We start from the raw sequence: 15682 nt of genomic DNA, 5'->3' as shown, positions 1-15682 counted from the left end.
TGCACCCTCGGGCACGTGCAGGTGGACAAAGGATTTGTCGAAGAAAGTCGGGTCACCCTTGAACCGCTTGAGGTTGGAGGACACGAAGCTGTAGGCGATTTCGGCCGATTCCTTCATCACATCTCCCAGTTGTCCGGTGAGCTTGAAGCCCCGCTGGCTGCTGTGAATGCGTGAGGCCTCAATGCTGAGAGTGGCGCCGCCCATGGCGGTCCAGGCCAGGCCCGTCACCACGCCGGTGCCTTTCAGGGACTTCTCCTTCTTGAATGCCGGCTGGCCGAGATAGTCGGTCAGATCGCCAACACCCACTCGAACCGGGTCATCCGGGTTTTCTAGCAGGCGCACGATGCCCTTGCGGACAATCTTGTGCAGCAGCTTCTCCAGATTCCGCACGCCGGCTTCCCGGGCGTAGCCCTCAATCACCTGGCGAATGGCAGCGTCGGTGATGTTCAACTGCTTCTTCAACAGACCCGCCCGTTTGAGCAAACGAGGTACCAGGTAATGTTTGGCGATGGCCAGTTTCTCTTCGCCGATGTAGCCGGACAGGCGGATCACGTCCATCCGGTCCAGCAATGGCCGGGGGATGGTATCCAACTGGTTGGCGGTGCAGATGAACAGCACTTTCGAGAGGTCCATGCGCACATCCAGGTAGTGATCCAGGAACTCCTTGTTCTGTTCCGGGTCCAGGGTCTCCAGCAGGGCCGAGGCCGGGTCGCCCTGGTAAGAGCTGCCGATCTTGTCGATCTCATCCAGCATAATCACCGGGTTGGCCACTTTACTGTCTTTCAGGGCCTGCACGAACTTTCCGGGCATGGCGCCGATGTAGGTGCGACGGTGTCCCTTGATTTCGGCTTCATCCCGCATGCCGCCCACGCTGAAACGGTAGAACTCCCGGCCCAGGGCATCCGCCACCGAATGGCCGATAGAGGTTTTACCGACCCCGGGCGGGCCGACCAGCAGCAGTATGGAGCCGCTCACTTCGCCCTTGAACGTGCCTTCAGCCAGAAATTCAATGATCCGGTCCTTTACATCGTCCAGGCCGTCATGGTCCCGGTCCAGAATCTTGCGGGCCTCGGCCAGATCAAAATGATCCTGTGAATGCACGCCCCAGGGTACCTGCGTTATCCAGTCCAGATAGTTGCGGGTTACCCCGTATTCCGGTGAGCCCTGCTCCAGCACCTGCAGTTTCTGGATTTCATCCTTGAATCGCTCCTGCACGGCTTCCGGTGGGTTCAGTTTCGCCATTCGCTCTTCGAAGCGTTCCACGTCCGCCGTCTTGTCATCCTTGGCAATGCCAAGCTCCCGCTGGATCACTTTCAACTGCTCGCGCAGGAAAAACTCCCGCTGGTGCTTCTGCACCTTCTCGTTTACTTCCTCGTTGATCTCGGATTGCAGGCGGGCGACCTCCTGCTCCTTACGCATCAGCAACAGTACTTTTTCCATGCGCCGGAGCAGGGGCACGGTATCAAGAACATCCTGCAGTTCGCGACCCGGAGCGCTGGTCATGGATGCACCGAAGTCCGCAAGGGGTGAGCTGTCATCGGGCCCGAAGCGGGACAGATATTGCTTCACTTCTTCGCCATAAAGCGGGTTGGTGCGCAGCAGTTCCTTGATGGCGCTGATGATGGCCAGGGTGTAGGCCTTGAGTTCGTCGGCCGGTTCTTCGGGCTCCTGTGGGTATTCGACTTCCACCAGATAAGGTGGGCGACGGCGAAGCCACTGGACAATTCTGAACCGTTGCAGACCCTGGGCAATGAACTGAACCTTGCCACTCTCATTCTGGGCTTGATGCACGCGCACGGCGCAGCCCATGGTCTCAAGGTCTTCACTCTCCGGAATGCCGTTTTCGGCTTCTGGATTCTCGACAAAGCAGATGCCCAGAACCCGGTGATCGGTTTCACCAACCCGCTTCAGGGTTTCCTGCCAGGGGTCCTGGTTGACCATGACCGGCTGTACCTGAGCAGGAAAGAACGGCCGGTTGGAGACCGGCAGAATATACATGCGCTGCGGCATAACCTGCTGTGGCAGCGCCAGGCTCTTGCTGTTTTCGTCTTTGCCGATGTATTCGGTCACGTCTTCTTCAAATTCTTCCAGGGAGTCTTTGCGGTTCTCGTCATTCATACCGGATTGCTCTCAAGGCGTGAGTGGTTAAAGACCTATGTAACGACAAAAGCCGGGTTTTCAAGCTGGCTTGATTTTTCCGCCGCTGGCTCCATATCTTCAGACAATTTCATTCATTCTGGTTCAGGTTCCCGACATATGAGCAATTCGCCGCATATCTTTGATGCCACCGCCGACAACTTTCAGCAGAAAGTGATGGAAGCCTCTGCCACCACGCCGATTCTGGTGGATGTATGGGCGGAGTGGTGCGCGCCCTGCAAACAGCTGATGCCGATTCTGCAAAAGCTGGCGGAGGAATATCAGGGTAACTTCCAGTTGGCCAAGGTGAATGCCGACGAACAGCAGGAACTGACGGCCTCCCTGGGAGTGCGCAGTCTGCCGACCATCATTCTGGTGAAGAATGGTCAGGCTGTGGACGGTTTTAATGGCGCCTTGCCCGAGAGCGAAATCCGCAAGATTCTGGAAAAGCACATCGAAGCCCCGGCGGAAGATCCTTACGAGAAAGCCCATGCTCTTTGGGAAGCCGGTGATGTGGACGGAGCTCTGGCCATCCTCACGGAGCTGAACCGGAAAGACCCGGAAAACCTGGATGTGCTGATTGATCTGGCCCAGTTGAAGGCCGAGCAGGGCGATCTGGATACCGCGGAGCAGGTGCTCAACAGCCTGCCGCCGGAAGAAAAAATGCAGCATAAAGCCAAACAGCTGGCGGCGAGGGTGAAGTTCCTCAAGCAGTCGGGTGAACTGCCCGCGCAGGCGGAGTTGGAGGCAAAACTGGAGGTCAATCCGAAAGATCCTGAGGCTCTGCATCAGTTGTCCCTGCACATGGTTTTGCAGGATAAAAACGCGGAAGCCATGGATTTGCTGATCCGGCTGATGCAGGCCGATAGCACCTACAAGGACGGCGTCGCCAAAACCACATTGGTGGAGCTGTTTGAAAAACTGGGCAACAACAATCCGGATGTGCGCACGTATCGTAGGAAGCTGTATACCCTGATGCACTGAACCGGTTAGACGGTGAGCCGGTCGGTAGCATCGCTGACTGGCTCAATTATCTCTCCACGATGCTGAAACTCCCTCCCCAGCCCGACCATTGTGAGCTTTGCGAACGCCCGGTGGCAAAGCTCACAAGACATCACCTGATACCCAGGCATCTGCATCGCAAGAAGCGCTTTCAGAAACTGTTTTCCAGGGAAGAGTTGATCACCCGTACGCTTTGGGTCTGTCGCCCGTGCCATAACGCGATTCACAGGGCGTGTTCGGAGTATGAGCTGGGGCTGAATTACAACTCTAGGGAGAAGCTGCTGGAGCTCGAAGAGGTGAGGGTGTTTGTTGAATGGATTCGGGAAAAGCCAGCGGGGTTTGTGCCTAAGAAGGGGCGGTAAGCAGGCCCGTCACGGGGACGGGCCTGATCTTAAGTCAACGCCTCAGGTGTTACCGTTCTTCATGGCTTCAAATTCATCTTCAAAGAAGAATTTTTCCTCTCCGAAGGCGGGCTCGAGCTCATGCAGCCAGGTGGCCGTTTCGCTGTATTTGGCGAAGAACGGTCGCTGCACCCAATCCGGGTTGCGGCCTTGCAGGAAGCGCAGTACGAAGACCTTCTCGCCATTGATTTCGGTGATGCCCTGGATCTCCACCTTGCCAGGGCCGGCGCTCATGCTGGGGCCGCGGGCGGTGCGGGCCAGGCCGCTGACCTGCTTCATGGCCTCACGATAGATGTGGTAAGCCTCGGCCAGAGGAACCTCGAAGTAGTTCTTGGCACCGGTGTCCCGTTCTACAAACATGTAGTAGGGGATAATGCCCAGCTTCACTTCCTTTTTCCAAAGCTTGGCCCAGGCATCAGCATCGTCGTTCACGTGCTTGATCAGCGGGCCCTGGGCGCGGATTTCGGCACCGGTGGCGCGGATGCGGCGGATGGCCTCTTCCGCGATGTCGGTGGTGATTTCCTGCCAGTGGTTGTAGTGAGCCATGATGGCCACGTGTTTGCCGCCATCCACCAGTTTGGCGAACAGCTCGATCAGTTCGTCGGCGTCCTTGTCGGTCACGAAGCGATAGGGCCAGAAGGTCAGGGCCTTGGTGCCGATGCGGATGGTCTGGATGTGATCGAACTCCGGCTGCAGCAGCGGCTCCAGGTACTGCACCAGGTTTTTGGTCTTCATTACCATCGGGTCGCCGCCGGTGACCAGCAGGTCGCTCACTTCGGTGTGCTTCTGCAGATAGCCGTGCAGTTTCTCGGCGTCGGTGCTGGCCATCTTCAGGTCCTTGTCACCGACAAACTGCGCCCAGCGGAAACAGAAGGTACAGTAGCTGTGGCAGGTCTGGCCCTGGGACGGGAAGAACAGCACGGTTTCGCGGTACTTGTGCTGCACGCCGTCAAGCACCTCACCGTCCAGTTCCGGCATATTCATTTCCATCTGCCCGGCCGGGTGCGGGTTCAGTGCGTCGCGGATTTCCTTGGCAGCGGCCTGAATGTCTTTCTTGTCGGCGCCTTCCCGGTGCAGTTGCGCCATGCGCTCGTAGTGTTCGTCCTTGAGCATGCCTTTCTGTGGAAAGACCAGTTGATAGATCGGGTCGTTGGGCACCTTGTCCCAGTTGATCAGTTCGTTGATCACATATTCGTTAACCCGGAAGGGCAGCACGCTGGCCACCACTTTCATTTCAAACAGGGTTTCCTCGGGGAGATTCTGGATCGCCTCAATCTTGTCGAGCTGGCGGTCGGTAAAAACCTTGAACCGGCGCTCCTCGAATTCCTGAACCGGAATTCGGTTCGGAAAGGTGACGATGGAGTTCATGGATCGCCCTCTGTTGTGAGCCAAAGACAAAAGGAGGTGTGCCTCCTTCACTGGTTAAAAAACGGGCAGGCAAGTATACATAAATCATAATTTATTTTCAGGTCTAATTAATAAAACGGAGGTCCGGGCGAGGGGTTTCGGTCGTTCGGTCGGTATTAGCGCCTATTTGTCGCTAAAGGCTGCGAAAAGTCGTGAATGACAGTTTCAGATTATGCTTAGTGTGTTGATGTAAATGAGCGCTGGGAGGGGGTTCGACCTTGGTCGGAGATCGGTTGTTTCGTGATCGGAATATCGCCATTATTGCGTAAGTAATCTAAATAAATGATGGGTATCTGCCATTCAAACAGGTGTTTGTTTGTTTCTTAGTGTCATTTTGTAGTAAAAGAACGAAAGTTTTGCTTCTGCTGGATAGTCAGGGCTGGCAGAACCATTCTCCGCGCAATCGGTCCGTGCCAAAAGCCATACCGATAACCGTTCGCGCGGCAGGAAAAATGAGAAAGCTGTTCTATGCTTGAGAGAGGTCAATCACGCAGCTCAGCCTTTCTTACAAGCTGACGTTTCCACAAAAAAATACTGCATACCATCGCAGCTTATCGACTTCGCACCGTCTTTGGCCGCTGATCGTGGCCGGCGTTGCACCTTTTGATGCCAAGGGGAGGGTTTGATGTACCAGGATGATGATCCCATTGAAACCAGTGAATGGCTGGATGCGCTGGAATCTCTGATTGAGAACGAAGGCGTAGACAGGGCCAAATACATTCTTGAACGGCTTTCCGAGCGAGCCAGCCGCGATGGCACCGAACTGCCTTATTCCATAACCACGCCATTCCGTAACAGCATCCCTGTGACCCAGGAATCTCGCATGCCGGGCGATCTGTTCATGGAGCGCCGCATTCGCTCGCTGATTCGATGGAACGCCATGGCCATGGTGGTGCGCGCCAACAAGCGCCCGGGTGACCTCGGTGGCCACATTTCCACTTTCTCCTCAGCAGCCACTCTGTACGATGTGGGCTTCAACTATTTCTTTCATGGCGGTGGTGAGGACCGTGCTTCAGACCTGGTGTATTTCCAGGGCCACGCGTCGCCGGGCATTTATGCCCGCTCCTTCCTGGAAGGTCGTTTCAGCGAAGAGCAGCTGGACAAGTATCGCGAGGAAGTCGATGGCGAAGGCCTGTCTTCTTATCCTCACCCCTGGCTGATGCCGGATTACTGGCAGTTCCCGACGGTATCCATGGGGCTTGGGCCAATTCAGTCCATCTACCAGGCCCACGTAATGAAGTACCTGCACAGTCGCGAGCTGATCGACATGGACGGCCGCAAAGTGTGGGCGTTTGTCGGTGACGGCGAGTGCGACGAACCGGAAACTCTGGGCTCCATCTCCAAGGCGGGCCGCGAGAAACTGGATAACCTGATCTGGGTGGTCAACTGCAACCTGCAGCGCCTGGATGGCCCGGTTCGGGGTAACGGCAAGATCGTACAGGAGCTGGAAGGTGTGTTCCGTGGCGCTGGCTGGAACGTCATCAAGGTGGTCTGGGGCCGAATGTGGGATCCGCTGTTCGAGAAAGACGAGGATGGCGTGATGCAACGGGCCATGGACGAGCTGTGCGATGGCGAACTTCAGAACCTGACGTTCAAAGGCCCGGCCTATACCCGCAAGGAATTCTTCGGCAAGCATCCGGAGCTGGCCAAGCTGGCGGAAAATCTGTCGGACGAGGATATCAGCAAACTGAACCGCGGCGGCCACGACCCTTACAAGGTCTACGCGGCTTATCACAAGGCCGTGAACCAGGCCAACGGCAAGCCGACGGTCATTCTGGCTCACACTATCAAGGGCTATGGTTTTGGTGCGGCGGGCGAAGCCCAGAACACCGCGCACTCTTTGAAGAAGCTGGACATCGATACCCTGAAAGCGTTCCGGGATCGTTTCGGTGTGCCGCTGAAAGACGAAGAACTGGAAGACGTACCTTATTACCGTCCGGCGCCGGACAGCCCGGAGCTGGTCTATATGAAGAAGCGCCGGCAGGAGCTGGGTGGTTTCTATCCCAAGCGCAACAAGGATTGCCAGCCGCTGCAGATTCCGGAACTGGATATCTTCAAGCAGGTGCTGGAAGGGTCTGACGGCCGTGAGATTTCCACTACCATGGCCTTTGTCCGGATTCTGAGTGCTCTGGTCAAAGACAAGCGCATCGGCAAGCGCGTCGTGCCTATCGTGCCGGACGAAGCCCGTACTTTCGGTATGGAAGGCATGTTCCGTCAGTTGGGTATCTACACGGCGGAAGGCCAGAAGTACGTGCCTCAGGATCGTGACCAGATCATGTACTACCGGGAAGACAAAAAGGGTCAGATCCTGCAGGAAGGCATCAATGAAGACGGTGCCATGTCCACCTGGATGGCGGCGGCTACGTCATACAGCACTAACAGTTTCCCGCTGATTCCGTTCTACGTGTTCTACTCCATGTTCGGCTTCCAGCGCGTAGGAGACCTGGCCTGGGCCTCGGGCGACATGCAGGCCCGCGGCTTCCTGATTGGCGGCACTGCCGGCCGGACTACTCTGAACGGTGAGGGCTTGCAGCACCAGGACGGTCACAGCCACATTCTGGCCAACACCATTCCCAACTGTAAGGCCTACGACCCGGCTTACGGCTACGAGATGGCCGTGGTAATCCGTCATGGTATGAAAGAGATGTTTGAAGACAACCAGAACGTCTTCTACTACCTGACCATCGAAAACGAGAACTACGAACAGCCGGCGATGCCGAAAGACTCTGAAGACGGCATCATCAAGGGCATGTACAAGTTCGAATCGGTGGAAACCAAGGGTCGCAAGAAGAGCCCGCGGGTTCAGCTGCTGGGCTCCGGCGCGATCATGAACGAGGTCCGTGCCGCGGCGCAGATGCTGAAGGACGACTGGGGTGTGGCCTCGGATGTCTGGAGTGTCACCAGCTTCAACGAACTGGCCCGTGATGGCCAGCATGTGGAGCGCTGGAACCACTTGCACCCGGATGACAAGCCGCGCAAGGCCTACGTCACGCAGTGCCTGGAAAAGGCTCAGGGCCCTGTGGTGTCGTCTACCGACTACATCAAACTGCACTCCGAGCAGTTGCGGGCATTCATCCCGAAAACCTACATGACCCTGGGCACCGACGGTTTCGGCCGCAGCGATACCCGTGAGAAGCTCCGTAACTTCTTCGAGGTGGATCGTTACTATGTGGCGGTGACTGCACTGGCCGCCCTGGCTAAAGATGGTGAGATCAAACAGGAGCAGGTTCTCGAAGCCATGCGCAAGTACGGAATCGATCGCAACAAACCGAACCCGGTGCTGAGCTAAGGAGACCGCCATGAGTGAACAGGAAATCAAGGTTCCCGATCTCGGCGGTGCTGATGAAGTCGAGATCATCGAAATCATCGTCAGTGAAGGGGATTCGGTAGAGGAAGAAGATCCGATTCTGACCGTGGAATCCGACAAAGCCTCGGTAGAACTGCCGGCCCCCGCCGCCGGCAAGATCACCAAAATCACCGTCAAGGTGGGTGACAAGGTGAAAGAGGGCGACGTGATCGGCATGCTGGCCGCCAGCGGTGATGCTGGGGGCTCGGACGATGCCGGGGATGATAAGTCTGAACAGACCGAGGAAAAATCCGAGGCGCCATCTGAGGCCAGATCGGAAGACGCCAAGCCGGCTCCGAAAAAGAAGAAGTCTGGTGGCTCTCGCACCGAAGTGGTGAAAGTGCCGTCGCTGGATGGCTTTGAAGATGTGCCGGTGATTGAAATCAACGTGGCTGAAGGCGATACGGTTGGTGAGGAAGACCCGCTGGTAACAGTGGAGTCCGACAAGGCCACCATGGAAATCCCGTCACCCTACGCGGGCAAGATCGGCAAGATTCTGGTGAAGGAAGGCGACAAGCTCTCCGAAGGTTCAGACCTCCTGGAAATGACCATCGAAGACGATGGTGACGACGAGGGCGAATCGGAAGATTCCGGTGACAGCGCCCGGGCAGACAGCCAGGAAGGCAAACCGGAGAAACCCCAGGGCAAACAGGAGTCCGAGCCTCAGCCGCAGGGCTCTACCTACGAGCCGCCGTCACCTGGCACCAAGGTGCACGCCGGTCCGGCCGTGCGTAAGCTGGCCCGGGAACTGGGGGCAGACCTCACGCGCGTGAAAGGTTCAGGCCCAAAAGGCCGGATCGTGAAAGACGATGTGCACGCCTACGTGAAGAGCCAGTTGCAGCAGGCCCAGCAGGGCAGTGGCGTAGCCACTGGCTCTGGCATTCCGGGCGTGAAGCTGCCGGACTTCAGCCAGTTCGGTGAGATCGAGCGTGAAGGTATGTCCCGCATGATGGCGGCCACCGCCACCAACATGCAGCGCAGCTGGCTGAACGTGCCTCACGTGACCCAGTTCGACGATGCCGATATCACCGAAATGGAAGACTTCCGCAAGGCCCAGAAAGCTGCCGGTGAAAAGCGTGGTGTGAAGATGACCCCGCTGCCGTTCCTGCTCAAGGCCTGCGCTGCCGCCTTGGCGGAACTGCCTCAGTTCAACGTGTCTCTGGACATGGAGCGCAAAGAGGTGGTGCGCAAGAAGTACATCCACATCGGCATTGCGGTGGATACACCCCACGGCCTTATGGTGCCGGTGATCCGGGATGTAGACCAGAAGGGCCTGTGGGAACTGGCGGCCGAAAGCGCCGAGTTGGCCCAGAAGGCGAGGGACAAGCAGCTGAAGCCGGCAGAAATGCAGGGTGCCTGCTTTACCATCACCAGCCTGGGCGGCATTGGCGGCACAGCGTTCACGCCGATCGTGAATACGCCGGAAGTGGCGATCCTGGGTGTGTCCAAAGCCTCCATGAAACCGGTATGGGACGGCAAGGAGTTCCAGCCTCGGCTGATGCTGCCGCTGTCACTGTCTTACGACCACCGTGCGGTGAACGGGGCGGATGCTGCCCGGTTTACCAACTTGCTGACGCAGCTGCTTGGGGATATTCGGACCCTGCTGCTGTGATGTAGCCTTGTTGGTCGCACTGCGACGGTGTCGTTGCAGTGCGACCACTCTTCCGCTCAGGCCTGGTCAGCTCGGCCAATGTCTGCACGTTATGAGCCACCCACCATCAGTGTCACAACAAACGACTGTGATACGAGGCTCCCATGACTCCCTCAGAACTGCTGTCCAGGCCATTCACGCTGCCGAATGGATCGGTTATCCCCAATCGCTTTGCCAAGTCCGCAATGAGCGAAACGCTGGGAAGCATTGATAATCATCCGACTAAAGAATTGATCACCCTTTACAGAGCCTGGGCAGACGGGGGTGCCGGGCTGTCGATCACTGGCAACGTGATGATTGACCGGAGGCACATCGGGGAGCCGCAAAACGTCGTGGTCGAGGATGAGGCCGATCTGGATCTTCTCAAATCCTGGGCCAGGGCCGGGCGGGGTGGCGGGAAACAGATCTGGATGCAGCTCAATCATCCAGGCAAGCAAAGCCCGAAGATGCTTAATAGAGACCCGGTGTCTCCAAGCGCGATTCCGTTCAAGAAGGACCTGCGGGGGATGTTCGCAACTCCGCGTGCGCTCACGGGGCCGGAGATTGATGACATTATTCGTCGCTTTGCGCAGGCCGCAGCCGTCGCCAAAAAGGCGGGATTTGATGGTGTACAGATTCACGGAGCCCATGGGTATCTGGTTAGCCAGTTTTTGTCTCCCCATCACAATCAACGCACCGACGAGTGGGGTGGTTCTGCGGCGAACCGGCGGCGCTTTGTACTGTCTGTGTATCGAGAAATCCGCAAGGCTTGTGGCAGGGAATTTAATGTTGGTATCAAACTGAATTCGGCTGATTTTCAGCGCGGGGGCTTCACTGAGGATGAGTCTCTGGCTGTGATCAAGGCGCTGGTGGCAGAGGGCATTGATCTGGTGGAAATCTCAGGAGGAAATTATGAAAACCCCGCCATGGCGAAAGGTGCCGGAAGCGAGGAGGTGAAAGCCAGCACCCTGGCACGGGAAGCCTACTTCCTGGAGTTTGCTGAAAAAGTCCGTGAATTGACGGACGTACCCTTGATGGTCACGGGCGGGTTCCGCACAGAGCGGGGGATGGCACAGGCCATCGATTCTGGTGCCACGGACCTGGTGGGGCTGGCAAGGCCCTTGGTTGTGGAACCTGATCTGCCGACTCGTATTATGGCGGGCGATCCGGTTACCAGTGCGGTCAAGCCTATTAAAACCGGCCTTCGAATGATCGACGATATGGCTCTGATGGAGGTCAGTTGGTACACCCGTCAGATCGGAAGAATTGCCCGTGGCAGGGCTCCAAAACAGCACGACCGGGGCCTGTTATCCCTGATGGAGGTGCTGGTTGTTATGGCCACCCGAGGCGTTCGAACACGGCTACGGGCGGGCAGCTAATCGGAGAGCCGGCTGTCCCCAGGGGCCAGCCGGCCGCCTTTCTGATCAGTTGGCAAAGAACATCCAGTCAAAATAATCGTGCAGATCCTGCATGGCCCAGGCTTCCGCAGGTTGGGTCAGTTCAAACAACAGGTTTTGGTCTTTGGCGAGTTTCATGGCGTTACCTCACGTCGTTGCGATAGGAGTGCGAGTTCGCTGTCGCCAGCGTATCCAGGCTTTTGCATTGGCCGTGCCAAATCTTCTGGCAGAAGGTAAGTCTATGAAAATGTTAAGTAAGGAATAATTGGCTTTGAGGCTGGAAGATAAGAGCTGAGCAGGAATGGTGCTGGCGCACCATCCTGGAACGAAAAACCCCGGCCGAAGCCGGGGTAATTCTGAGTTAACTTCTGATAGGAAGGATCAGAAGTTGTACTGTGCTGCGAACATCAGGCGGTTAGCGTCTTCGCTGTCACCACCTTTGGTTTCGGTTTTCCAGTACTGGTATTCAACGCCCATCATCACGCTCTTGACCGGCGTCCACATGTAGTTGGCAATGATGTTGGAGCGGGTTTCTTCGTCTCCATCATTTTCAACATCCAGTTCCACCATACCGTAGGTCAGGTTGACGCTGCGGCCGTTGCCCAGGGACAAGCTGGTGCCGATTGAAGCGCCGTAGCCTGAGATGGTTTCGAGGTCTTCACCGTCGAGGTAGGCATCAGCTGAACCGGACTGGTACAGATAGGCATTGGCGCCGTCTGTGTAGTTCAGGGCGCCTTGGATAGACACCATGTCTGAAGCCTTGAATTTGGCAGCGCCAAACATGCCGTAACCCATGGCGGAGTCGTCTGCATCCGCGGTTTCATCCTCATAGGCGTTTTGCTTGACCAGGCCTGCTACAGCAAATGACAGAGCGTCCGCGGAGCCCTCATAGCGGGCAGTGACAGCGGGCATGCTGTCTTTTTCTTCCGTAGTGTCATCGATAGATCCTTTTGGATCCTCCAGGGCAACGGACAGTCCGCCCGTGGTGTAGCGAAGCTGAGCTGTGCGAAGCTGGTAGCCTGCCCAGCCGGCGCTGCCGTTGAAGTCCAGGGTCGGCGTATTGCCGGTGAAGCTGTTGTAGTTTGACCAGGTTTGACCGGCGAGGATGCCGTTATACTCACCGAAAGCGTGGCGCAGGCGGAAATTGCCTCCGCTGGCGAAGTCACCTTCAACGGTAATCCTGAAGTCTTGCGGCAGAGTTGCCTTCACGCCAATACGGCTTTGTGTGGCAGAAGCGTCAAAATGACCTTCATTGTCAGAGCCGTCAACCATTGAGAAATCACCAGCCAGAGTACTGTTGTCACCGGTGATCTTTTCGTTGATATCGTAAGTGGCAGTCAGTCGCGCGTAGCCGTCGCACGAATTGCCATTCTTAATTTGTTGCTTTGCATTGTTGTTGTCTCCACACGTTTATTGTTGTTGGACCCACAGACAAAATAGTTACGAATCTATGACAATTCAAACAGAATCGGTGATTATTTAGACGAATGTCTATAGGCCTTCGATTCAGTCATGGTGGCATCCGGAGGAGTACTTTGGTCGTAATGGGCAAGATGACTTTCAAACACGAGATGCTATCTGAACCTACGTTTGCCTTCGTCGATATTGAAACCACCGGCGGCAATGCCCAGCGGGATCGGATCACCGAAATTGGTATCCGCTTCTGGCGCAACGGGGCCGTTGTGGGGGAATGGCAAACGCTCCTGAACCCGGAAGCCCGGATCTCCGGGTTCATCGAACGACTGACGGGTATCTCCAATGCCATGGTGGCGAGTGCCCCTCGTTTTGAGACCGTTGCCGACGAGCTGGAGCGGCACCTGGACGGGTGCATTTTTGTCGCCCACAACGCACGCTTTGATTACGGTTTTATCAAGAGTGAATTCCGCAGATTGGGGCGACTGTTCAGTGCCCGGGTGCTTTGCACCGTTCGACTTTCCCGGGCGCTCTATCCGGAGGCCGAACGCCACAACATGGATGCGCTGATCGCCCGGCACGGATTACCCGCTGTTGAGCGCCACCGGGCCATGGGCGATGTCACTGCCATGCTGGCGTTCTTTGAACACACCTTGCTTGAGCAGGGCGAAGACACCGTTGGTGCCACCATCAACCGCCTGCTCCAGCGCCCCAGCACACCCTCCAACGTACCCGCGGAAATGCTCGCTGATTTGCCGGCGGGGCCCGGTGTGTACCGGTTTTATGGAGATAACGATGTGCTGCTGTACGTGGGCAAAAGCACCAATATTCGCCAGCGGGTGGCCTCGCATTTTTCCGGTGATCATCAGAGCAGCCGTGGAATCCGGCTGTCCGAAAGCCTGCGCCGGGTGGAATACACCGAAACTGCCGGAGAGCTAGGTGCCCTGTTGCTGGAACTCAAACAGATAAAGACCCTGAGCCCGCTGTTCAACCGTCGCTCACGGGCGGCGAAAAGCCTGGTCAGCATCGCCCTGCACCCGGACAACTCCGGCTACCTGAATGCCGAGTTGGCCAGAACCATCACGCCGGATCAACTGGGAGATTACTTCGGCCTGTTTCGCAGCAAGCGGGACGCGTTAAGTGCGTTACGGGGCATCGCCAGCAAAAACGACCTGTGCGGAAAACTCCTGGGACTGGAGCCGGCAACCCCGGGACCATGCTTTCAACGATCCCTGGGGCGGTGCAAAGGTGCCTGTGAAGGCGCGGAAGACGTCACCCGGTTCAACCTGCGCATGCAGATCGCCTTTCATAATCTGCGTCTGAAAACCTGGCCCTGGCCCGGCCCAGTTGCCCTGGCCGAAGAAAACCCGGAAAACGGACGCACGGACTGGCTGATCATCTGGAACTGGATTCATATAGAAACGCTGCGCAGCGACCAGCACACCGAGGCCGATCTGCACGACTATCAGCCCGGCGAAGACCCGGTCACCTTTGATCTGGATTCCTACAAGCTGCTCATTAAAGCGCTCCTGGGGAAAGATCGAAACCACCATCGCATCATCGAGTTACATGCTATAACACAACCGGCTGTTCTTATGCCCTGAGTGGCGTATTATGGGGAGGAATTCATCCACTCAGAGAGAGATCCATGAACAGAGAACCTGTCTCCCGCGAACTTTTTGATGAAGTCATGGTGCCCAACTACGCCCCCGGAACCATTATCCCGGTGCGAGGCGAAGGCTCCCGCGTGTGGGATCAGGAAGGCCGAGAGTTCGTGGATTTGCAGGGTGGTATTGCCGTCACCAGCCTGGGCCACGCCCATCCGGGGCTATTGGGTGCGTTACAGGAACAGTCAGAAAAAATCTGGCACCTGTCGAACGTCATGACCAACGAGCCTGCCCTGCGGCTGGCCAAAACCCTGTGTGACCTCACCTTCGCCGAGCGGGTGTTCTTTGCAAACTCCGGCGCTGAAGCCAACGAAGCTGCCTTCAAACTGGCCCGTCGCTACGCCTGGGAACACTACGGTCCGGAAAAACACGAGATCATTTCGTTCAAGAATTCCTTCCACGGCCGCACCCTGTTCACCGTCAGTGTGGGTGGCCAGCCCAAATACCTGGAAGGCTTTGAACCGGCCCCCGGCGGCATCCATCACGCCGAATTCAATAACCTGGACTCAGTGAAAGCGCTGATCTCCAAAGAGAAGACCTGCGCTGTCGTGGTCGAGCCCGTCCAGGGTGAAGGCGGCGTCATGCCGGCAGATCCCGAATTCCTGCAAGGGCTGCGAGAGCTCTGCGACGAACACAACGCCCTGCTGGTCTTCGACGAAGTCCAAAGCGGCGTAGGCCGCACCGGCTACCTGTACGCCTACGAAATGTACGGCGTAACACCGGACATCCTCTCCAGCGCCAAAGGCCTGGGCGGCGGCTTCCCGGTTGCCGCCATGCTGACCACCGCCAAAGTCGCGGCCAGCCTGGGCGTAGGCACCCACGGCAGCACCTACGGCGGCAACGCGTTGGCTTGCGCCGTGGCCCAGAAAGTCATCGACACCGTCAGCCAGCCGGAAATCCTCAAGGGCGTCAAAGCCCGCTCCGAAAAACTGCGCAAAGGCATGATGGACATCGGCGAACGCTACGGCGTGTTCTCCGAAGTTCGCGGTGCTGGTCTACTCTTGGGTTGTGTACTGACCGAACAATGGCAGGGCAAGGCCAAAGACTTCCTGAACGCCGGTCTGGATGAGGGCGTGATGGTCCTGGTAGCCGGAGCCAATGTGGTGCGGCTGGCGCCTTCGCTGATCATTCCGGAAACGGATATTGAAGAAGCGCTGGAAAGGTTTGAAGCTGCAGTGAAGAAGATCACGGCTAAGTAAAATGTAGCCCCTGGGGCTGGGTTCCCCTTCCGGAAATTTCGGAGGCCATGGATGGCCGGAGAGAAGCGCACAGGGATGTGCTTG

The 15682-nt window shown here is 57.1% G+C and carries 10 protein-coding genes; 7 read left to right on the top strand and 3 right to left on the bottom strand.

Translation table 11 applies throughout. The features are described from left to right. Positions 1 to 2118 (bottom strand): endopeptidase La (gene lon, locus B3Y70_RS14085; protein WP_288589972.1); only part of this gene is annotated, 2118 nt, incomplete at its 3' end. Positions 2119 to 2256: 138 nt separating this feature from the next. Between lon and trxA the strand changes: the two genes are divergently transcribed. Both trxA and B3Y70_RS14075 read left to right on the top strand, forming a co-directional pair. Continuing rightward, the gene (trxA, locus tag B3Y70_RS14080; protein ID WP_023009687.1) at positions 2257 to 3120 is read left to right on the top strand and encodes a thioredoxin; all 864 of its coding nucleotides are present in this window, start codon (positions 2257 to 2259) and stop codon (positions 3118 to 3120) included. A gap of 59 nt (positions 3121 to 3179) precedes the next feature. Next, a complete protein-coding gene (locus B3Y70_RS14075; RefSeq protein WP_041657046.1) occupies positions 3180 to 3500 on the top strand; it encodes a hypothetical protein in 321 nt (106 codons plus the stop codon). Between the two features lie 42 nt (positions 3501 to 3542). Here B3Y70_RS14075 and B3Y70_RS14070 read toward each other — a convergent pair whose 3' ends face one another. Then, positions 3543 to 4907 (bottom strand): KamA family radical SAM protein, encoded by a 1365-nt coding sequence (locus B3Y70_RS14070; protein ID WP_288589971.1) that lies wholly within the window; start codon positions 4905 to 4907, stop codon positions 3543 to 3545. Positions 4908 to 5571: 664 nt separating this feature from the next. On the opposite strand from B3Y70_RS14070, the gene aceE reads away from it, so the two are divergent. From aceE to B3Y70_RS14055, 3 genes are all read left to right on the top strand, one after another. Next, the gene (gene aceE / locus B3Y70_RS14065; protein WP_141067970.1) at positions 5572 to 8235 is read left to right on the top strand and encodes a pyruvate dehydrogenase (acetyl-transferring), homodimeric type; all 2664 of its coding nucleotides are present in this window, start codon (positions 5572 to 5574) and stop codon (positions 8233 to 8235) included. A 10-nt stretch (positions 8236 to 8245) separates the two neighbouring features. After that, complete coding sequence (aceF, locus tag B3Y70_RS14060; protein ID WP_288589969.1) at positions 8246 to 9904, top strand: dihydrolipoyllysine-residue acetyltransferase; 1659 nt, start codon at positions 8246 to 8248, stop codon at positions 9902 to 9904. 143 nt (positions 9905 to 10047) lie between these two features. Beyond that, positions 10048 to 11301: an NADH:flavin oxidoreductase/NADH oxidase family protein gene (locus B3Y70_RS14055; RefSeq protein WP_286896288.1), complete on the top strand. Its 1254-nt coding sequence runs from the start codon at positions 10048 to 10050 to the stop codon at positions 11299 to 11301. Between the two features lie 399 nt (positions 11302 to 11700). Here the strand turns inward: B3Y70_RS14055 and B3Y70_RS14050 are convergent, their stop codons facing one another. Beyond that, complete coding sequence (locus tag B3Y70_RS14050; protein WP_264673085.1) at positions 11701 to 12642, bottom strand: DcaP family trimeric outer membrane transporter; 942 nt, start codon at positions 12640 to 12642, stop codon at positions 11701 to 11703. A gap of 230 nt (positions 12643 to 12872) precedes the next feature. Here B3Y70_RS14050 and B3Y70_RS14045 point away from each other — a divergent pair, with 230 nt between their 5' ends. Further along, on the top strand, positions 12873 to 14336 hold the full coding sequence (locus B3Y70_RS14045; protein ID WP_414674122.1) for an exonuclease domain-containing protein: 1464 nt from the start codon (positions 12873 to 12875) through the stop codon (positions 14334 to 14336). A gap of 44 nt (positions 14337 to 14380) precedes the next feature. Further along, a complete protein-coding gene (locus tag B3Y70_RS14040) occupies positions 14381 to 15598 on the top strand; it encodes an aspartate aminotransferase family protein (RefSeq protein ID WP_153740575.1) in 1218 nt (405 codons plus the stop codon). Positions 15599 to 15682: the final 84 nt, after the last annotated feature.

It is taken from the genome of Marinobacter sp. UBA5687, assembly GCF_002420325.1.
Classification (GTDB): domain Bacteria; phylum Pseudomonadota; class Gammaproteobacteria; order Pseudomonadales; family Oleiphilaceae; genus Marinobacter; species Marinobacter nauticus.
This window is presented reverse-complemented; position numbering and strand designations above follow the sequence as displayed.